The organism is Enterococcus diestrammenae, from assembly GCF_049384045.1.
Taxonomy (GTDB): Bacteria; Bacillota; Bacilli; order Lactobacillales; family Enterococcaceae; genus Enterococcus_C; species Enterococcus_C diestrammenae.
In genome coordinates this window covers 89,784-111,392 of sequence record NZ_JBMRGR010000006.1, presented here as the reverse complement: position 1 = coordinate 111,392, position 21,609 = coordinate 89,784, and the positions used below count along the sequence as shown (strand labels likewise).

The 21,609-nt window shown below is 40.0% G+C and carries 15 protein-coding genes; 1 reads left to right on the top strand and 14 read right to left on the bottom strand.

The features are described from left to right. Positions 1-10: 10 nt before the first annotated feature. From ACO03U_RS06005 to ACO03U_RS05945, 13 genes are all read right to left on the bottom strand, one after another. On the bottom strand, positions 11-1,672 hold the full coding sequence (locus ACO03U_RS06005; protein ID WP_204686113.1) for an ABC transporter substrate-binding protein: 1,662 nt from the start codon (positions 1,670-1,672) through the stop codon (positions 11-13). Positions 1,673-1,748: 76 nt separating this feature from the next. Beyond that, entirely contained in the window at positions 1,749-2,639 is an 891-nt protein-coding gene (locus tag ACO03U_RS06000; RefSeq protein WP_161870231.1) for a carbohydrate ABC transporter permease, read from the bottom strand. Positions 2,640-2,652: 13 nt separating this feature from the next. Further along, on the bottom strand, positions 2,653-3,606 hold the full coding sequence (locus ACO03U_RS05995) for an ABC transporter permease (RefSeq protein ID WP_204686120.1): 954 nt from the start codon (positions 3,604-3,606) through the stop codon (positions 2,653-2,655). 295 nt (positions 3,607-3,901) lie between these two features. After that, a complete protein-coding gene (locus tag ACO03U_RS05990) occupies positions 3,902-5,146 on the bottom strand; it encodes a hypothetical protein (protein WP_161870229.1) in 1,245 nt (414 codons plus the stop codon). Then, complete coding sequence (locus ACO03U_RS05985) at positions 5,143-5,796, bottom strand: DUF624 domain-containing protein (RefSeq protein WP_204686122.1); 654 nt, start codon at positions 5,794-5,796, stop codon at positions 5,143-5,145. The genes ACO03U_RS05990 and ACO03U_RS05985 overlap by 4 nt, the downstream gene beginning before the upstream one ends. Next, the gene (locus ACO03U_RS05980; RefSeq protein WP_204686124.1) at positions 5,793-7,235 is read right to left on the bottom strand and encodes a response regulator transcription factor; all 1,443 of its coding nucleotides are present in this window, start codon (positions 7,233-7,235) and stop codon (positions 5,793-5,795) included. Before ACO03U_RS05980 ends, ACO03U_RS05985 begins: the two co-directional genes overlap by 4 nt. Position 7,236: 1 nt before the next feature. Further along, a complete protein-coding gene (locus tag ACO03U_RS05975) occupies positions 7,237-9,018 on the bottom strand; it encodes a sensor histidine kinase (protein ID WP_161870226.1) in 1,782 nt (593 codons plus the stop codon). 263 nt (positions 9,019-9,281) lie between these two features. Beyond that, positions 9,282-11,945, bottom strand: a complete 2,664-nt coding sequence (locus tag ACO03U_RS05970; protein ID WP_204686126.1) for a glycoside hydrolase family 3 N-terminal domain-containing protein — start codon at positions 11,943-11,945, stop codon at positions 9,282-9,284. Then, positions 11,942-13,960 (bottom strand): beta-galactosidase, encoded by a 2,019-nt coding sequence (locus tag ACO03U_RS05965; RefSeq protein WP_204686128.1) that lies wholly within the window; start codon positions 13,958-13,960, stop codon positions 11,942-11,944. The genes ACO03U_RS05970 and ACO03U_RS05965 overlap by 4 nt, the downstream gene beginning before the upstream one ends. A gap of 4 nt (positions 13,961-13,964) precedes the next feature. Continuing rightward, on the bottom strand, positions 13,965-15,437 hold the full coding sequence (locus ACO03U_RS05960; RefSeq protein ID WP_204686130.1) for a glycoside hydrolase family 1 protein: 1,473 nt from the start codon (positions 15,435-15,437) through the stop codon (positions 13,965-13,967). Further along, on the bottom strand, positions 15,438-16,265 hold the full coding sequence (locus ACO03U_RS05955) for an alpha/beta hydrolase (protein ID WP_161870222.1): 828 nt from the start codon (positions 16,263-16,265) through the stop codon (positions 15,438-15,440). 10 nt (positions 16,266-16,275) lie between these two features. Then, positions 16,276-17,733, bottom strand: a complete 1,458-nt coding sequence (locus tag ACO03U_RS05950) for an alpha-L-fucosidase (RefSeq protein ID WP_204686132.1) — start codon at positions 17,731-17,733, stop codon at positions 16,276-16,278. After that, the gene (locus ACO03U_RS05945) at positions 17,730-18,380 is read right to left on the bottom strand and encodes an SGNH/GDSL hydrolase family protein (RefSeq protein ID WP_237583965.1); all 651 of its coding nucleotides are present in this window, start codon (positions 18,378-18,380) and stop codon (positions 17,730-17,732) included. Before ACO03U_RS05945 ends, ACO03U_RS05950 begins: the two co-directional genes overlap by 4 nt. A gap of 151 nt (positions 18,381-18,531) precedes the next feature. On the opposite strand from ACO03U_RS05945, the gene ACO03U_RS05940 reads away from it, so the two are divergent. Then, positions 18,532-19,368, top strand: coding sequence for an AraC family transcriptional regulator (locus ACO03U_RS05940; RefSeq protein ID WP_161870219.1), 837 nt, complete (start codon positions 18,532-18,534; stop codon positions 19,366-19,368). Positions 19,369-20,173: 805 nt separating this feature from the next. On the opposite strand, the gene ACO03U_RS05935 is transcribed toward ACO03U_RS05940, so the two are convergent. Further along, on the bottom strand, positions 20,174-21,547 hold the full coding sequence (locus ACO03U_RS05935) for a PTS galactitol transporter subunit IIC (RefSeq protein ID WP_204686134.1): 1,374 nt from the start codon (positions 21,545-21,547) through the stop codon (positions 20,174-20,176). Positions 21,548-21,609 lie beyond the last annotated feature (62 nt).

The window sequence follows — 21,609 nt, the reverse complement described above, 5'->3', positions numbered from 1 at the left end:
AAGCTTCCTGTTATTTCTCGCCCCATAATTCTAAACGACCTTGAACTAATTCAGTCATTTCTTTATTGGCACTTTCAATGTTTAAGTCTTCTAATTTATCTTGCATAGCAGACCATTTTGACTCAAAATCATCTGGACTTGAGATGATAATGTCAGTAATCGCTTGCGTAGTATAATCATCTGCCCGTTGTTGAATAACAGACAAATCACTAGAAGCTGGGATTGAAATTTCATATGCTCGGCCATGAGGTGCTTGACCTAATTCTTCTGGATCTGGGAAGAGATCAGTCCACAAGTCAGCATCATAGTTTTTCAAAACTTCTTTTTCTTCATCAGTGTAATTTTCCCGAGTTAAATCAACAGTGGCGGTCCGCACAATTGGTTGTCCTGTAGAATCTTCGGCACCGTTACCCCATTGAGGGAATGGCCAAACATAGGCCCCCACACCGGTACGAGATGAGTATTTAGAATCAGTTGAAGCTTCTTCTAAGTCAGTAGCAACTCGTTTACCATCTTTGATTTCGTAATTTTCCCCTTCAATTCCCCAGTTACATAAGATTTGCGCTTCTTCAGAGGCCATCCAGTCAAGAAATTCAAAAGCTTTTTCTTTATGTTCAGAAGTAGCTGAAATAGAAATCCCGGTTGTTCCAGTGAAACCATAGTCTTTAGTTGACATGCTCTTCTCTTGATTAGACAAGGTAACAGGCAATGGGGCATAAGTCCGCCAGTTTTTACCGTCGGCTTTCAATGCAGCTACAGCGGAAGAAATATCCCAATCTTGGTCAGCTACTGCTAAGACATTACCGGCAGAGAGTTTAGAAATATAAGTGTCATATTTTTGTGTAAAAGATTCAGGATCAATTAACCCTTCATCATACATTTTATTCAACCATTTGAAGTATTCTTTAATTTTTTCATCTTGGAATTTATAAACTGCTTCACCAGTTTTATCATCAACTACCCACTGGCCATCATCTTGATATCCTGCCGCAAAACCAGCTGGATTCCCAACAGTAATTAACCAACGCCAGTCAGAACCTAATAAGCTCATCCCCACCGTTTTCTTCCCATCGATTTCTGGGTATTTTTCCATGTAATCTTTCAAAGCTTGTTCAAATTCATCTAAAGTATTGATTTCTGGGTAGCCTAATTCTTTTAAGACATCCAATTGCAAAGAGAATGTTCCTGAAGTTGCTAAAGCTTTGGTTTTTACACCAGCAGTTCCTAAATGATAAATTTGCGGATCTTCATTACTATTTTTCAAACGAACCAATTGGTCCCCATAAAGTTTTTTGATATTGTCTCCTTTTTCTTCAATCATGTCATCCAAAGGCTCCAAAGCTTCCGCATCGATCATTTTGCCGATATCCCCTTTGGCAAAGATCATGTCAGGATAATCCCCACTGGCAATCATTAATGGAACAGCTTGTTCGTCACCGCCAACCGGGTGACTGATTTCCAGTTTCACACCAGTCCGTTTGGTAATTTCTTTAGCTACTGGATTGTCAAAAGGATCATCTTCTGTTAGATCCGCACTAAAAAAACTTAAAGTAGTCACTTCATCTGATTTTTCACCACTACTATCGGAGCTTTCATTTCCTGACCCGCAGGCTGTACCTAGCACCATTGTCGCCATCAGCAACCCGGCCATCATTACAGACTTTTTCTTCATTCTTTTCATCCTCCTGTTGTACTATTGATAGAAATACTAGTGGTCTAACCACCAGTTTTGAAACCATTTGTTAATACTAACTCTTCACTGCCCCTAACGTTAATCCCGAAACAAAATATTTTTGTAAGAAAGGATACACGACTAAAATTGGTACTGTTGCAATAATCGTAATCGCCATTTTGATGGATTCTGGCGTAGTCTTTGTTTGATTTTGCAATTGATCCAATGCGACTGAATTACCAGCGGATGAATTTTGAGAAGCATTATCCAAAATTTTCATCAATTCATATTGCAAGGTGGTCATATTCGCATTGCTTCTTGCATACAAGTAAGTGTCAAACCATGAGTTCCATTGACCCACTGCGATAAACAATGCTACCGTGGCAATTGCTGGAATACATAAAGGCATAATAATCTTGAAGAAGATGACAAAATCATTGGCGCCATCGATTTTAGCAGATTCTTCTAGCGCATCAGGTAAATTGTCGATAAAACTGCGAATAATAATCACGTTAAAAGCAGACAATAACATCGGCAAAATATAGACGGCAAAGTTATTTACCAAACCTAAACTACGAATCAAGATATACCCGGGAATCATCCCTCCAGAAATATACATCGTCAAAATTAACAAGATGGAAACTGGTTTTCGGAAAACAAAATCTTTTCGACTTAAAACATAGGCCATGACACAAGTACAAAAGACGCCTGCTGCTGTTCCAATTACTGTTCGCAACACGGAATTGATAAACGCCCGAATTAATTGGGAATTTCCCGAAAAGATTTCTTGATAGTTTTGCAAAGTAAATTTTCGTGGCCAAATGTGCAAGCCACCTTTAGCAGTATCCACCGCATCATTTAAGGAAACCGCTAAGACATTCAGAAATGGATACAAAGTCACTACTACCACTACTATCATAAAGGCAGCAATCACAAAATCAGTTACAGTATAATGACGTTTTTTCATGATTTTTCTCCCCCTACATTAGTTGGCCTTCGCCAGTTTTTGAAGCAATCTTATTGAAAGTGAAAATTAAGATGACACTGACTACAGATTTAAAGATTCCGATAGCCGTACCATACGAATACCTAAACATTCCAATCCCATAATCTAAAGCATATTTATCTAAGACTAATGCTTTATCTGCCACAATATTATTTCCTAAGAGCATTTGTTTTTCAAAACCAATGTTGATTAGGTTACCAATACTCATAATTAACAACACCATAATAATTGGTCGAATCGAAGGTAACGTAATGCTCCACATTTTTTGCAAGCGGGTTGCACCATCGATATCAGCGGCTTCGTACATTTCCCGATCAATGGAAACCATCGCTGCCAAATAAATAATTGCATTCCAGCCCATTTCTTTCCAAACATCTGCGAAAGTAACAATAAACCAAAACTTACTAGGATCACTCATAAATTGGATGGGTTCACTAATTAGATGGATTGTCATTAATAATTGATTGACAACACCGTTTGTCGATAACATGGTAGTCACAATGTTGGCTACGATTACCCAAGAGACAAAGTGGGGCAAATAAGAAACCGTTTGAGTAAATTTCTTAAAACGCGTAAATCGTAATTCATTTAGTAATAAAGCAAATAAAATTGAACTCCCGGTTCCAAAGATAATCCCTAAAGAACCCATACCAAGAGTATTAATCAAAGAGCTATAAAATAAATCATCTTGGAATAATGCCTTAAAGTGTTTCAAACCAACAAATGCAGAACCTAAAATTCCTGAGGCAGGCTTATAGTCTTGGAAAGCCATAATCCAGCCTCCTAAAGGGACGTAACAAAAAACAATTAGCCAAATGACTAAAGGCACCACCATTAAAATTAATAGTTTCTGTTCCTTAATTGCCTTCCAAACATTTCTTTTCTTTTTTGCTTTTTTTGGCACCCTTTCTAATCCTACATTTTCCATTTTCAATCGCTCCTTTAGTTCACTCATTGACTCACATTTATTATAAAAGCGATTTCAAAAAACGATAACTGCAAAAAGTACACTTTACTACGGCAAAAAAACCACCTTCTTAGTAAGCGCTATCTATATTATCTTAATTGGCTCACAAAAAGCTGGTATTTTACAAATTCAAAAGCAAAGATGCAGCCAAAAAAACAGTGATCTCGCAGAATAAACACCTACAAAACCACTGATCTTTTTTAAAGTAAATCAACATGGACAGAAGCAAAGCAACAGGTAGCCGCTTTAAAGCTGCCTATTTCAGGGCGTTATCAAGTTGGGAGAGCATTTCATCTAGTTGATCTTGGGAGGTGATGAAATCCATTTTCCCATCAATTGACACGGCTAATTGACTTTCATCATCAGCTAATGGATAAAACGCCAACTCTCTTTTTTCTTGTTTCTCATTACTGGTGAAAAGATAAGTAATCGTAGCACTAGCCGCAGATTTAATTTCTTGATCCTGATATTCTGCCTCAGGAGATAAGACAGCAATGTACTGATAAAGGGAGCGAAAATCCGCTTCTAAAAAGTCTTGGTCATCTAAAGTAAACGTATTGCTATTTGATTCATGAGTCGCTTTTACTTGGTGTTGCGTTTTTCCCACAGTAATATCGACTTCGTCTAATGCATCCGCCATAATCAACATTAAGAAACGATCAACGCTGTCAAAAACCGGCTTAGTGAATAGTTTTCCTGCAGCCGTCGGAATTTGCCACAACTGATCTTTTTCATCTGTCAGGTAATAGGTGTCCTCATATTTACTAATTTGCCAAGTAAAATCATCGGCAAAAGTCAAGGTGCGCAAGACTGCTAGTTTTTCCGAAGCATCACTATCACTGACTTTGGTTCCTCGAAGATCTTTAATCGCAGAGAGCAGATAATTGGCGTAGTCGTAGTTAAGAGACATTGCCTTTTGATAATGATCCTGGACAAACCAACCGCTAACTAATGGTTTTTGTTCCACCTCTGAAAGAGTAGTCTTCGTAGTGTAGCGATAGTTGCGATTGCCTTCTTTGATTTTAATTTCTTGATAACCAGCAGGGTCGCCAATCGCTTCTCCACTAAAAAGTTCACCTTCAAAATCTTGCAACAAAGGTCCCACATTGCTTAATTGGTATTCTTGATCTTGGTAAGCCATTTGCCAAGTATCGCCATCTTTGGCAAATGATGCAGTCCCTTCTGGTAAGACGAGTTGAAATTGAGTTTCGCCAGTGATTTTATCAATTAAGCTGCCTTTCACACTATCTATTTCTTCCACAAATAATTTCATCAATGGTGATTCTTCTTCATTAACAGACCAAGTTTGATCTTCTTGAGTAATCTTAGGTTGCCCCACATCACTGGTCAAAGCGAATTCTTCTAAAGCTGACAGCTGTAAAACTTGCTGGCTATCGGCTGAAGGAGAACTTTCTTTGGTGCTAGTGTTTGTAGTTTGTTCAGTGCTTTGGCAACCAGCTAAAAATAAGAGGCAAGCTGCCATTAGTCCGACTTTTTTCATTGAATAAATTCCTCCTCAAGCTTCTCTAACACCGGCCGTAAATACGTCATAATAAAATAGCCCACCGCCGAAAAGCCAATCGCCACGCCAAAAGCTGGTGCCACAGCTAAGATGGCTAATAAAATAATTAAACAAGAAGCACTAAAAAATAATTTAGGAAAATAGCGAATCACGCCATAAATTCCTACCCGCAATAAAGATTTGAAATTAACCGTAAAACGTCCAATAATCCCACATTGTAAAAGATACATCATAATCGCCAATGCCAATAAAATGACAATAAAAATCAGCAATAAGAAATTCTTGCTGTTAAGTAACCACAAAGCATCAATTATCAAAATAAAGAATAGCCCCCAAGCTAGCATCCCATAGGTGAAAGCCAGTTTAAAGTTTTGTCGATAATCGTGAAAAAAGTCCTTTAGCACATTGATTTGTTTTTCCCGTTGCCAACGACCACAGGTGGCAAAAAGCGCGACTGTGGCTGGAGTGATTAGTAAAGCGGGCAATAAAAAGAAAATTAAGGTCGCCAAACTGGCAGGGAAAAATAAAATCATCAGTACCATAGGCAAATTTACCAACAAATACAGACAATTTAATAGAAAAAGATTGCCTACAAATGACAGATATTTATTTAAGATCAGTGGGTTCATACTCCCTCACCTCCTCTAAAATCATTGGGGGACGCTTGATAAAAACGCCGAAATTTTTTATAGAAATAATCGATATTGTTGCCATATCCTACTTTTTCAGCCACCTCATAAACCATCAGCTGGGTTTGTTGTAAGAGGCGTTTGGCTTTGGTCATCCGTTGTTTTTCAAGATAGGCTGAATAGCCCATCCCTGTTTCTTGCCTAAATCGTTTCCCTAAATACGTGCTATTGTAATTAAAGAGCTCTGATAAACGTTTTAAGGAAAGCTCATCCGCTAAATGTTGTTGAGTATAAATCTCGATACGTTTCACAATGTCCCCTTGACTATTTTCTAATAAGAGCGTCGCCCGAATTTTTTGATAATTTTTCCAAGCCACGTCTTTAAGTTGATAGATATCTTCAGCGGCTGAAATGCTTTCGGTGAAATCTAGCGCAGGTTCTGGCAAGTAGTTTTGCTGGAAGAGAGTGGTCACCATTTGGCGCAGATTTTGTTGGAGACGCCACTTGATTTCTTGCTCCTCACAAGGCACTGCCACAAACAACTGCCAATAAGCCTCAAACGCTAACTGATAGTCTTCTTCTTCCATCACTTGTTGTACCAAGTGCTTTTTAGCTATTTCCAATTTCTTCGAAGGTTTTTTTGCAGCAAGTTTTTCTTCTAGCAAACTTTTGGTGAGAAAGTGAGTCGGATAAAAAAAACTGTAGCTTTCCAATTGGCGAATTTCTTCATAAATACGATTTAACTCAGCTGCGGCACAATGCCAGCCAGACCCCAATAAAAGTTCCCCTTGCTGCTGGGCAAAAGGCTCCAATATTTCTATCAAATCAAGCGCTAAACCTGGCTGGTCACTTAACAAAATCACATGATGATTGCTGTGATGTCCTACAACTTGCAACTGGATATTTAACGGTTTTAAGCTAGCTTCCAAGAGTTGGGTTAAAGCGGCAATATCGCCTTGTTTCCCCAGGCGAATATCCATTACTTGCTGAAAATCTGCTAAACCGGTGGCATCATTACCAAAAATTTTAGCCACCAATTGTTCGTACAAATTCTTTTCTTGCTGACTAATGACTTGATCTGCCAACTGGCTAAGTAACTCTTCTAATTCTTCCTCATCAATAGGTTTTAGTAAATAAGAAACGGCTCCTAAAACTAAGGCTTCTTTAGCATAAGCAAATTCTGAAAAACCAGATAAGATAATTGTATGAAAAGTCAGCCCTTCTTCTTTGGCGCTTTTTAACATTTCTAAACCGTCCATCCCCGGCATGCGAATATCAGTGATGACCAAGTCCGGTTTCAGCTGGCGAATTTTTTCTAAACCATCTACCCCATCTTTACCAGTAGCAATGATTTGATAGCCTAAACTCTCCCAATCTATCAACAAAGGCAAGCCTTCACGAATGGTTGGTTCATCATCGATTAATAATACTCGTTGCATTTTAGTCTAGTCCTTCCTCTTTAATCAAGATATCCACGATTGTCCCTTCGCCAATCACACTATCAATAGTGAGTCCATATTCTGCGCCGTAGAAGCTCTTAATCCGTTGGTCTACATTGTAAAGACCAATATGCCGACCTTCCACAGGAGGGGTATGGAGTTCTTGTCGCACGCGGGCTAAGGTGGCTTCATCCATTCCTAGGCCATTATCCACCACTCGGATTAAGAGCCCTTTTGGTGTGGAGAAAATTTGAATTGAAATCAAAGCTTCAGCGATACGTTTTTCTACGCCATGGGCAAAGGCATTTTCCACAATCGGCTGAATAATTAACGGAATTACCCGCAAATTTTCTTCCTCCACCGTACTAACTAATTGATATTGCAGACGATCGGCAAAGCGAATTTGTTGGATATTCATATACATCCGCACCAAATCCAATTCTGCTTCCAAGGTAATAGTTTGCGACAGATTCGTTTCTAAGGAACGTCGTAACAATTTGCTAAGTAATTTGACACTTTCTGCTACTTCAGGATCTTTATTAATTACCGCTTTCATACGAATCATTTCCAAAGTGTTATATAAAAAGTGAGGATTAATTTGGCTGGCTAACAGTTTAAATTCTGATTGCTTTTGCATAATTTGCCAATTTTTTTCTTGCAGGGAATGCTCATAACGTTCCACGATTAATCGCTGCAAACTTTCCATGGTTTGATACAGCGTAGCATAGATTTCTGTGATTTCATCATTGCCACTAATCGTAGGAGAAATATTGAAATCTCCTTTAGCCACCGCTTGCATGGAGCGCTTTAAAGTCAAAAAACGAGCATTAAAGTGATTAGTAAACACAATGATCATGGCTAAGACTGCGATAAAAACGCCTACAATTAAGGCATAACTACGAAACATGGTTACGTTGACTTCTGCTAAAAGTTGTTGTTGATCAATTAAGACGTTTAGCGAAAAATGATTGATAAAGGATTGATCGATAGTTAATGTCGTATTAGTCAGCTGCAAGCCGCTATCGCTTTGATAGTTGGCTTTCGTTTTATCTGAAGAATCTTCTATCAATTTTACCTGTTGTAATTGATAGATTAGGCTATTAGAAATCGTCTCTTTCTTAGCCAAGATGGTATTATCTTCTTTAAAAACCAAGTAACTTTCAATTGCCGAACCAGATACGATGGATTCAATTAAGGGGTCATTGACTAATAAACACAAGACGCCTAGAGTCCTTCCTTCTGTATCCTGCACCGATCGAATCAAGGCCAAGTTTTTCGCGCCTGTCACCGGATCTGCAATCACTTGCCAGCTAATGCGACCATAATTCGCTAAAGCGTTTTGGTACCACTGTTTTTGACTAATTTCTGTGGTCACATTTAAAAAATTGGAATTGGTTAACATGGTAGGATTTTTCACCAAAAAGCGAATATTGGAAATATCATCATAATAACGCAAGCTTTGATCAAAAACTTGAAAATTAGCATAGGCTTCAATTAACTGACTGGGGGTTTCATATTGTGTCAAAACTACCTGACTAAGCTGAGAAGCTTGATAGATTTGATTAGAAATATGTACAACCGTATTTAAAGTATCTTCCAAGTCTTGCCGCATCCGCTGCATTTCTACTTGGGTATCTCGTTGCTTGGATTCAATAATATCTTGGCGAATACTCCAAGTAAAATACATCCCCACTAAAATTAAAGGAATCACAATCAAAAAGAAGATGACTAGTAATCGCTGACGAATTGAAGTCACCTGAAAAAGCTTCTTTATTTTTGTCACCCGGCTCCAACCTCCTTTTTGATTCTTTCCAACCTTTTGAGGGATTACAATGATTAAAACGGTTGGACTTACTTTACCCTTTGTAAGTCCAACCTTATTTAGAAATTAAACCAGACAGATTGATAATTATTCCGCTATTTAAAATGAAAGTAGCTGAATCTTGAATAAGCGCAGACCTAGATTACGCAAAATAAATCTCTCACCACTAAATCCAGCAAGTTTAAAAAACGCATTTTTATTCAACGATTCTATTTTAACAAAACTCAGGCTTTTGTAAATCGCGAAATAGCTAGCAAGATTTCACTAGCAATAACCAAATCAGCGTCTGCGGCAAGTTTAATCATCACTTGATTTTCGCCAGCAATTAATTCGGTGACTTCTCCATTGATGATAATTTTTCCGGCAGTTTCAGCATGGCACTCCATACAATAACTACTGTAACTAAAGTGATTTGCCAGATAGCTGACCTTCCCTCCTGGTGCTAAAGATAAGACCCGTTGATGATTGCAAGCAATGATTTCTGCCAATTGATAGCTATCAAAACTAAATAGCTCTAAGCTTTCAGCAACTTCGCGAGTGGGGATGCACGCTTCAACTAGCGGAGGAACTAGGGTTGTGAACTGTTGATCTTCACTATTAAAGCCGACAAAGAACTCTAATTCCCCACTAATTGGCTGATGTTTTTGACTGCGAACATCAAAATAAGTTAAAGCTTTTTTTGCCACCGTTAACTCAATTATTTTTTGGCTGTTTTGTAACACTTTCACTTTCTTAAAAGCAACAAGTTTGCGAGGTAACAGGAGATGGGTCTGTCTTTCCTTTAAATAAACTTGGATAGTCTCTTTTCCACATTCGTCACTATCATTGATCAGCCCCACCGAAAAGCGTAAGTCTTCGCCACTTTCACCTAAATAAAGAAAATGATCCAAGCGCAAAGAATGATAACTTAAACCAAAACCAAAGGGATACAAAACTTCATCCCGATAATAATGATAGGTGCGGGGATGCTTGATTAAATCATAGTCATTCATTGCTGGTAAACAATCAGCAGAAGTAAACCAAGTTTGCGTCAAGTGCCCGGTAGGTTGTTTTTGGTCTACTAAAACATCTCCAAAGACTTTCCCCAGTGCTTGCGAACCATGGGTGACAAAGAAAATTCCCGGCACATGTTCTTGGGCCCAACGTAAATCAAAGGGATAGCTGCCTAACAAAACTAAAATGGTTTGTGGATTTTTCGCTAACACTTTTTTTAATAATGTTTGTTGAAATTCTGGCAAGTTTAGATTTTGTCGATCTTGAGTTTCTTTTCCGTTAATCATCGGATGATTGCCTAAAACAACAATCGACCATTGACTTTTGGCAGCTAATTCTTCGGCAGCTTGCAGACCATTTTTGATAACCTTAAGCGTAAAATCCCCTACTTCTCCAGTAACAGTAACGACGCCTTTTTCATCAACTCCTAGAAAATCTCCTTGCCAGTTTTGCATTCCTTCTGGAGTTTCTTGCCACAATTCTTTAATAAACCAATCATAGACTTCAGTTTGATGGAGTTTAAAATAACCCGCTTCCTCATCATAGGCTAAATAACGTCCACTAGCTAACTCTTTTAAGACAAAAGTATTATCTTGCCAAATTTCTTTAACAAAAATAGCAGGCTGCTGGTGATTTTCCCCCACTTGCAAGCGCTCATTTTGTACCACCAACGGCTGATTGTTTAAAAAGATTGCCACTTGATCGTGACTGTCACAAACTCCCACTAGGCGGCTAGCAAATTTTTTTTCTAAGCCGTCTTTAATTGTGGAACGCCCATTTCCAAAACCTCCATACCAATCTCTAGGAGTATTATCCGCTAAAGGCCCAATCACAGCGATTTTTTCTTTACCGGTAAAAGGTAAGACGCCATCATTTTTTAATAAAACCATTCCTTCTGCGGTCACTTTTTCACATAATTCTTGATGAGCAGCAGAATTCAACAAACTTTGATCCACTTGGTCATAAGGGCATTGGCCAAAATGCCCCAAACGTTCCCGGACTGTCAGGCAATTCCCAATCGCTTCATCAATATCTGCTTCAGTGATTAAGCCTTGTTGTAAAGCTTCGGTGGCAGCTTGTTCCACCAAAGCTTTATCATCTACAAAACAGTCGACGCCTTTTTTCAAAGAATCCGCCAAAGCTTCGGCAAATGTATCATAGTAATGATATTCTTCGACATTTAACGTCAAAGCTCCCCCATCACTAACAATAAAGCCATCCATTTGCCATTGCCCTTTGACTTTTTCTTTTAATTCCGGCAATTGCATCCCGGGAATCCCATTGACACCATTGTAGGCTGTCATCATGGACTGGGCCTTTCCTTGTTGGAAAACCGCTTGAAAAGGCTGTAAGTAATACTCTTCTTGGGCACGCAAGGGAATAAAGTTTGAAGTATTTTCTCTGCCGGCTTCATTGTTATTGCCAAAGAAATGCTTGGGCGCTGCTGCCATTAATAGATAACCTGGCTCTTTGCCTTGCATCCCACTAACGATTGCTGTCGCCAGCTCTCTTACCAACTGTGGATCTTCCCCATAGGCCTCTTCATTGCGACCCCAACGAGGATCTCTTTCCATATCAATGGTGGGCGCCCACAAGGTTAACCAGCTAGCTTTGCCTGATTGCAAATATTTAATTCGCGCTTCTGTGCCAATCGCTGTCCCGACTTTTTCCAATAAGCGGGGATTCCAAGTTTGGGACAAGCCTAAAGGAACCGGAAAGCTGGTGGTCTTTTTCCCTTCTCGATCAACGACTCCATGGGCAGCTTCTCCTCCCACTTGATAGGCGCCAATGCCTAAGCGTTCCACCGCAGATTGTTTGGTAGAAAGCAGCTTAATTTTTTCTGCCACCGTCATTGCCTGCAAAAATCCAGCAACTTTTTCTGAGTATTGCTTCACGAGTTTGCCTCCTCATTCACCTTCACAATGAATACCCCATAAGAAGGTAAGGTAACTTCGCCAGTGAGGGTTTTTTTAGTTAAAAGATCTTCACCACTAAAGTTTAGGTTCACCTTTTGGGGAGCTTCTTGGTGATTCATCACAAATTTAAACGTGCCCTGCTGATTTTTTCGCGTGGCCACTTCCACATGTTCCGGCCAAGCTTCACTAGTAATACCGACTTTTCTTAGGACTTCATCAAAGAAACGCGCCATCCCTCTTGTGTCTAAATGCGTTCCCACATAAAAAGCGTGACCTTTTCCATAGTCATTACAAGTAATCACCGGGGTATCTTGGTAAAACTCCCCGCGATAATTAGCCAAGACTTCTGCTGTTTGGGGATGAATAATATCACATAGTAAAGTTCCACTAGCTGCTACTTCATCGGCTAAAAAAGCGACTGGTACTTGTTTTTCAGTTGGCATGGCATCAAACTCTTCCACCCAAATACCCGTAACCTCCTTCAATGGTCCAGGATATCCTCCTAGGTGAATATTGTCGTGTTCATCCACCAAGCCACTCATGGTGCTGGTAACTAAAGTTCCTCCTTTAGCCACATAGTCGTTGATTTTTTCTGCTACCTCTTTTGTTACCATATACAAAGCTGGCGCCAACAAAAGATCATATTGACTAAAGTCGCTTTCTAAGCCCACCATATCAATTGCAATGCCCCGACGATAGATCTCTTGATAATAATGATGTAAAAAGTCGACATATTTCAATTCCACATTCGGACCAATGGCAAATTCTAAGCCCCAATAGTTTTCCCAATCAAAAACTAAGCCAACGCGACTAGGGGTGCGCCCATCTAAAAGAGTATCCTTCAAATCCGCCAATTCCTCACCTAATTGCGTAACTTCTCTAAAGACGCGAGTATCTTTGGTACCTACATGGTCAATAATTGCTCCATGAAATTTTTCTCCCCCACCAACCGATTTTCGCAATTGGAAAAATTGAACCGTATCTGCCCCGTGAGCCACTGCATGATAACTCATTAAGCGCATTTGACCAGGACGTTTCAAGGAGTTAAAAGGTTGCCAGTTTTGTTGCGAAGGCGTTTGTTCCATCAACATAAAGGGTTGTCCGTCTTTTAAGCCCCGCATCAAATCATGCATCATAGCTGAAAAACTAGCCGGCGTATCAAAGCTGGGATAAGCATCCCAACTAATCAAATCCATTTCTTTGGCAAATTCAAAGTAATTTAAGGGTTTATAAGCCCCCATCAAGTTGGTTGTGACTGGTGTTTTGCTATCAAACTTGCGAATTGCCTGTTTTTCATCAATAAAGTTTTGCAAAATGGATTGAGAGTTAAAACGATTATAATCCAAACTCAAACCAGCAAAGGAAGCTTTATCCCCGGGGATGCCATCTCCTAAATAGTTTGGTGGCACGATTTCTTCAAAGGAAGTAAAGCGATGGCTCCAAAAATTGGTATTCCAAGCTTGATTGACCTTTTCCAGGGTGCCATAGCGTTTTTTCAACCACACTCGGAACGCTTTCGCACAATTTTCACAATAACATTCTCCACTGTATTCATTGGAAATATGCCAGCAAACGACTTCCGGCAAATGACCATAACGTTCCGCCAATTTTCCTGCCAAACGGGGGGCATATTTACGAAACGTTGGCGAATTAGGACAAGCATTGTGGCGATGGGAAAATTTATGGGGACGACCATAAAAATCCGTCCGATTGACATCAGGATAACGATGGCTCATCCAAGCCGGTAATGCCGCGGTTGACGTCCCAAAAACAATTTGAAAATGATGTTTTTGCAACATCTCCACGATTTTATCCAGCATCGAAAAATCATATTCTTCTTCTGATGGTTGCAACAAGCCCCAACTAAAGACGTTAATCGTGGCAGAATTCATCTTAGCATCCGTCAAAATTTCCATATCCTCTAGCCAAACTTTTTCCGGCCATTGTTCCGGGTTGTAATCCCCGCCGTAAAGCATGTTTTTAAAAAAAGCCATCTTTTTATTTCTCTCCTTTGGTTAAATTCTGACCATTTGTGGCAATCACTTCTTGGTACCAGTAAAAACTATCTTTTGGCAAACGAGTCAAGGCTTTTTCTGATTGATTGTCTCGATCGACATAAACAAAACCATAACGTTTTTTATAGCCATTTAACCAGCTAAGTAAATCAGTGAAGGACCAAGCACAATAGCCTAAAATCTCGACACCATCAGTCAGTGCTTTTTGCAACTCCAGCAAATGACTTTGTAAATAATCAATTCGGTAATCATCATGAATCAGCCCCTCTTGGAGTTCATCATAGGCTCCCAGGCCATTTTCCGTGACCATAATTGGCAAATCATAAGCGCTGGCTAATTTTCGTAAGGCTACTCGGAAACCTACTGGATCAATTTCCCAACCCCAGTCCGTTTTTTCCAAATAAGGATTTTCTACCGTTTGGAACATGGCTTTTTCCGGTGCTTTTTCCCCCTCTTTGGCTGCCATTTGATAGGGATCTACTTTCGAGAAGTCTTTCTCAGTAGCCATTTGACTACCTGCCTCGTATTCGTTTTGTTTGACTGTCCCCCCGTGATAATAGTTCACTCCCAAAAAGTCGGGTCTTACCGAAGCCAATAACGCTTCATCTTCTGGGGTAATCGTTGGTGCTAAGCCTAAGTTGGTTAGTTGTTTTAACATAAATTTCGGATATTTCCCTTTACAATAAACATCTAACCAGAAACGATTGTTAAAGTCCTCCCCGTTTTCAGCAGCTAACACATCATTCGGATTACAGCTTAAAGGATAGGTGGGGCCATAACCAAAGCTGGGGCCGATTTTGCCTTCAGGAACCAATTGGCGAAAAGAGGCAATCGCTTCGGCATTCGCCAAATTCACATGATGATTTGCTTGGTACATCCGTTTTAAGTCAGTCACTTTCGGCGGATGCGCCCCCCAGCGATAGCCTAGAGGAATAAAAACATTTTGTTCGTTCATGGTAATCCAGTAACGAACTTTCCCAGAAAAACGTCGATAGAGCACTTCACAATATTTTTTAAAAGCGGCGACAGTTTCCCGTCCTTCCCAGCCTTGATATTTTTCTTGTAAAGCTAAAGGCAAATCCCAATGATATAAAGTCAATAAAGGTTCAATCCCGTTAGCAAGCAATTCATCAATCAAATTTTCATAAAAAGCTAAGCCAGCTTCATTAACTTTTCCATTACCATCTGGCAAAATTCGCCCCCAAGAAACGGAAAAACGATAAGCTTTCAAGCCCATTTTCTTCATCCATTGCACATCTTCTTTGTACCGATGATAATGATCAATGGCTACTTTTCCATCAGTATTTTCAAAGGTATTCCCTGCAGTCATGGCAAAATCGTCCCAAATCGTGGGACCTTTGCCATCTGCATCAAAACCACCTTCGATTTGATAGGCTGCTGAAGCCGCTCCCCATAAGAAATCTTTTGGAAAATCATCTAGTTTTGTATGAAACACTTATTTCTCCTCCTCTTTTGTAAACAAACACTCTAACCAAGTAGCAAACAATTGTGGCCAACTTTGGATATTTTTCTCAATACCATAAACCCCATTGCTTTGGGTCTCCCAAGTTCCTAGACTTAAGCCATGACCACCTTTCATAAAAGCATGAAATTCTACTGGCACCCCATGTTCTTGTAAAGCTTCTACAAAGACAAAGCTATTTTTTACTAGGACTAAGCCATCTTCCATAGTATGCCAAATAAAAGTTGGCGGTACGCTAGAGGTGACTTGGTCTTCTAAAGAATAAGCTAAGCGTTCTTCATAACGCTCTTGCAATAAGTTTTTAAAAGAATCTTGATGACCAAATTCTTTAGCAGAAATAACAGGATAAGCTAGTAGCAAGGCATTTGGCTGCCACAAGCTAGAGGAAGCCTCTAATTTTTGTTGCAAAAAGTCCGCCTGCCAAAAAACTCCCAAACTAGCAGCTAAGTGGCCCCCTGCTGAAAAACCCGCCACCACAATTTTTTCTGGGTCCACAGCGTATTCAACCGCCTGTTGTCGCACATGAGCTACAGCTTTTGCCAATTGCACTAAGGCTTTGGGGAAAACCGCCGGAGCCACACTATAAGTCAGCACAAAAGCTTGATAGCCCTTTGCTACCATTTCTAAAGCCACCGCTTCAGCTTCTCGATCGGAGACCATCCCATAGCCTCCCCCTGGACAAATGACTACCGCTGGGCGACGACGATTTAAATCAATTTCAGGGGAATTTTCCCGCACATAAGTCCGCAATCCCACCTTTGGATCGGTTTCTCCGGCTAATAACACATCTTTAACAATCATTTTTTCATCCTCACTCCATAATAATTTTACAAGTCACAGGTAAATCGCCAGTTATTTTCGGTACAGAAACCTTCAGTCCTGCAGCTGTTTGTTCCCCAGTGACCTTTTCCTCATATCCCAAGAAGCAAACCTCTTTAATCAAACCGTGAAAGGCTAACGCATCAGGATTGCCACTAGTAGCCAATGAGGTAATGAGTAGTTCCCCTTTTGGAGGCGCCATTACAAAAGCATACAAAGCCTCCCCCACAACGGTGAAGCGAATATCTTTTTCAGTATAGGCTTTTGGCCCTGCTTGAAATTGTCCCTCTATGACTTGAGTCGGCCCTTCCCCAGCTTTTCGCCAAGGTTTCCCAGAATAGATACCTTCTCCATTTATTTGCAACCATTGACCGATGGCTAATAAAATCTCCCGGTCTTTTTCAGGAATCGAGCCATCTGCTTTCGGGCCGACATTTAAGAGTAGATTGCCATTTTTAGCCACCACTTCGATTAAATCCCACAATAGTTCCTTCACTGTTTTATATTCCAAACTATCCGTATAGCACCAAGAATTATGGGCAATCGCTGTATCCGTCTGCCAATAAAAAGGTTTCGCATCGGCAAATTTTCCCCGTTCGACTTCCACAATCCCTGATCCAAACATCATGGCATCATGCTTATAAGTGATACTGGTAGGCTTTTTCCATTCCACTCCGCGATTGTAATAAAAAGCTGCGACTTGTTTTAAAGGTTCTTTAAAAGCTTGATGTTGCACCCACCAGTCAAAATACAACACTTCTGGCTGATAGCGATCAATCAATTCACAAGTCCTCAATAACCAATCTTCCAAAAATTCCTGACTAGGCGCCGGCTCACTAGTTAACTCTTGATTATCCGGCTCTGGCATTGCTGGCCAATAAAAGTCACCCTTTACTAGCGGTTCTTTCACATCACTAGCAAATTCCTGACCATGACCAAAGAAAAACCAATGCTCTGCTCGGTGAGAAGAAGTACAAAAATGCAAGGAAGTTTTTTGGGCCGCCGTTTTTAATTCACCCAAAATATCTCGTTGTGGCCCCATCTTGACACTGGTAAAATCTGAAAACTCACTGTCATACATTTGGAAGCCATCGTGATGTTCTGCCACTGGACAAAAGTAAGTCGCTCCGGCCGCCGCAAAAAGTTCCACCCATTCTTTTGGATCAAATTTCTCGGCCGTAAACAGCGGGATAAAATCTTTGTAGCCAAATTCTGATTGCGGACCATAAGTTTTTCGATGATGCTCAAACTCAGGACTTCCTTGAATATACATATTTCGGGAATACCATTCGTTGCGAAAAGCCGGCACGCTGTATAACCCCCAATGAATAAAAATCCCAAACTTTCCTTGGCGAAACCACAAGGGTACTTGATAGCTATTTAAGCTAGCCCAGTTGGCTTGATAGGGTCCAGCGGCAATTACCTCTTGAATTTTTTCTAGTGTAATCATAATTTCCCTCCTAAACCAGCTGCCTCAAGCCAGGCTTTCGCAATAATCATATGCCCAACTAAAGATGGATGGATCCGATCGATACTTAAGTAATAGCCCGCTTGCACCTTCAGATAATCATCCATCGCAGCTTGTACATCGACAAAGACCACATTTAATTCTTCAGCTATTTTTTTCGTCAAAGCATTGTAGTCAGCCAACATTTTCCGCATGGGATCATCTTTGGCTTCCATTAATAAAAATCCTGATAATAAATAAACTTGTTTTGTCACTGGAATAGTCGCCGCGATTAATTCCTTTAAGGTCTGATAAAAGATCTCTGGAGTCACTTGTTCCTCTTGATAAAAGACGCCATCAAAATGACGACCCACATCATTCACCCCAATCATGACCGTCACCACATCTGGCTTGAGATCAAAAACATCGCTTTGCCAACGCGCTTTTAAATCCGTTACTCGATTGCCACTCACTCCTTGATTAATGACCATCAATTCCTTTTCCGGATAAAAAGCCGTCGTATAAGAATTAATTAATTGCACATAGCCTTCCCCCCAAGACTGCCAACGAGCTGGTAATGCTTCTTTATTACGTTCACTATCCGTGATGGAATCTCCAATAAACAGCAACCGATCATTTTTACAAAACATCACTTGACCCCCCCCTGTGTAACCGCTATCTTTTTGTTGTTTAAAAAAAAGAAAGTCCAGCTGTCTTTACCAAGAGTATAATTCTCGATATAATAATGGACAAGTTTAAATTTGAAAGGAATAATTATAAAATACGAAACAAGGAGGCCCTATGAAAAATCTACGTTTCAGTTTTAGCCATAAAGATCGCAGCTTACCCCTTTTAATGGATAGTCTTGGCTACCAATGGGAACAAGAAGATGTCCAACGTCCTAAAGGTTACCACTATATTCATTGGCTCCACACTCAATCAGGTAACGGTCGAGTAGAAATCAACAACCAGCATTTTTACCTCCCAAGTGGTACCGGTATTTTAATCAACGAAGGGATCCCACATAGTTATTTTTCTGAAACTAATTCTTGGATGACCGCCTACTTTACCTTCGGGGGCAGTTTAGCTCAAGAGGTACTCACTCTTTTAGGAATTCATGATTATGTTTATATGGACTTTGGGATTGAAGAGATTGATCAATTGATTTATCGTCTCATTACTACCAAAGATTGCTCTGAACCCAATTTTCAATATGATAGCTCTGGGCAAATATACCGCTTCTTAATGGAATTTAAGAAAAAGATGAACTTAATGCTAGCCGACGACTATCGCTACCAAAGTATTATCCGTCCTATCCAAGATTACATCGCCATCCATTTTCATCAAGATCTCAGCAATCAGCGTCTCGCTGAAATCGTGGGTTTCACCCCTCAATACGTCAATAAAATTTTTAAAGAAGTCCTGGGCCAATCTCCTCAACAGTATCTCGTCGACTTTCGCATCCGTAAAGCCAAAGAACTTCTAGTTAAAGATCGCCAAGCTACCCTCACTGATATTGCGACGGCCACCGGATTTAGCACCGTGAACTATTTCATCACGGTCTTCAAAAAGCACACTGGTCTAACACCTGGACAATTTATTCGCTGGTATTCTTGGAATGCTAGCGGGGAAACATGAAGAATCTAATGAGGAGTTTCTATCTATTGTCCAAACGTTATGATTAGTGTGGATTTCTTCAACCGGAAAAAGCTAATTCTGTGGAAGTAATGTTCCAAAAAACAAGTGGAATAGCTTTCTGATAGGATCTCGATCTACCAAAAGTAAAATTAGACCATCAAAAATTGGCGCTCTCAGTAAGAAATTTTAAGCACTTTTGATATATTCCGTTTTATCCCCGTTGAATCATAGTACGATATGCGGTTATTTGAGGTCAGAATATCTTTGATGACAGAATTAGAAAAAACCAATAGAATAACTCGCTCGCATGATCGGACAGTTGGAAGTGTGAGGTATTACGATAAAATGTTTCGAATGGAGAAACTTAGAAAAGCAAGGCTTAACCAATGAGAAACTACTAATCAATCGTCATACAAAAGCTGAAAATTTAGTGAATCGTTTCTAGCCATTGATAGAAAATCTACTTGTAATTAAAGGACCATGGCAAAAAGTAATCAATTACGCTTTAAAACTCAAAATACTCTTAAGTGAGTTTCTAGAAAAAAGCTAGTTGGCGAGCTTCAATAGTCTCACAAAACGAAGTATTCGATCGATTACTGTAGGACATAAGAACTGGAATTTCAGTACTACTCCAGAAGATTCAACAGTAAATGTCATCGGCTATAGTCTCATCCAAACGGCTAAAAAAATAGATTAGAGACATTTCGTTACGTGACTTGGCTATTTGCCGATGTGTTGAATTAGTTCCAGCTTACAAAAAAAGCCCCCAACCAACGTCAGGAGCTTCTCACTACTTGAGTACTCTTTAAGCTAACTTACTTGCAGTCGTTTCTTGGCTATGAGCTTCTTCCACGATTTTCTTACGATTGAAGAGTGCAAAAGCAATCACCAGAACTGCTAAGATTACGGCGCCAATAATTCCAATATTGGCAGTCATTTGATAGACAATCCAAGAAAATGGGCTGGCCGCAAAATCGATTGAGGCCACTGATTCCGTCCCTTTTGGAATCAACGCGCCATCTACCATTTGAACCGCTTTGGTAAAGATGGTGGAAAGTGAAGTAGCAAATAAAACGCCCGTCACTAAAGTCAAAATACCGGTAATCAAAGAACGTAGTACGTTCCCTTTAGTATAAGGTAATACCAAGGGGAAGATATAAATCAAACCAGAAAGTGAAGCCAGTGGTAAGAAACGATTTCCTGGAATAATCACAGATAAGAACAAAATAATTGGTACTAATAACAGTGAACAAACTAACGTAACAGGATGACCAATAACTAATGCAGGTGTCATCCCAATATTGATTTTACGACCACCTTTTAATTTTGAACCAATCAATTCTTGAGAACGTTTGGAAATTGGATTTAACCCTTCAATAAATTGACCAGTGATTTTAGGAATCAAGACCATCACAGCAGCCATGGTAATTCCCAGAGTCAACATTTCAGCAACAGAGTATTGTGCAATCAAGCCCAACACCACACCGACGATGACACCGAGAAACAATGGTTCACCGATAATCCCAAATTTTTCTTGCATTTTTTTGGCATCTAAATCCACTTTGTTCAATCCAGGAATACGTTCCATAATCCAATCTGTCACGATTGCAAAGGGAATGAAACCGACACAAAAGGCTTGTGGTATCGAAATACCTTTCAAATCTTCCCCATAGAAGGCTTCCATTTTTTCTTGGGAACGGTCAGCACCGATCAACGTTACCGCAACCGTCACCACCACTGCAAAAAGGCCCCATAAAAAGCTGTCGGTCGCAATCGAAACAATCGAACCCACGAAAGCAAAATGCCAGTAGTTCCACAAGTCGATATTGACTGTATTGGTGGTACGAGTCAACAACATGATGATATTGACCAACAACCCTAAAGGAATCACGATGGCCCCAACTTCTGTCCCATAAGCTACCGCAGCAGCAGCCGGCCAACCAATATCTAGCGTTTTCAAATTCAAGCCGTACAAAGATACCATCTTGTTGACGGCAGGTCCTAAGTTATCTGCTAATAATTTTGTAATAACACTCAGGCCGACAAAACCAATTCCGACTGAAATCCCCGCCCGCAATGATTTCGAAACACCCAAACCTAAAATAATACCAAAAACAGTGAAAATAATTGGCATCATGACACTTGCTCCCAAGCTCATGATGTAATTAATGACTACCATTTCTGTCTTCCTCCTTTTTTGTTAAATTAAAACTTTCACAATCAACAACATAGTGAAAGGCT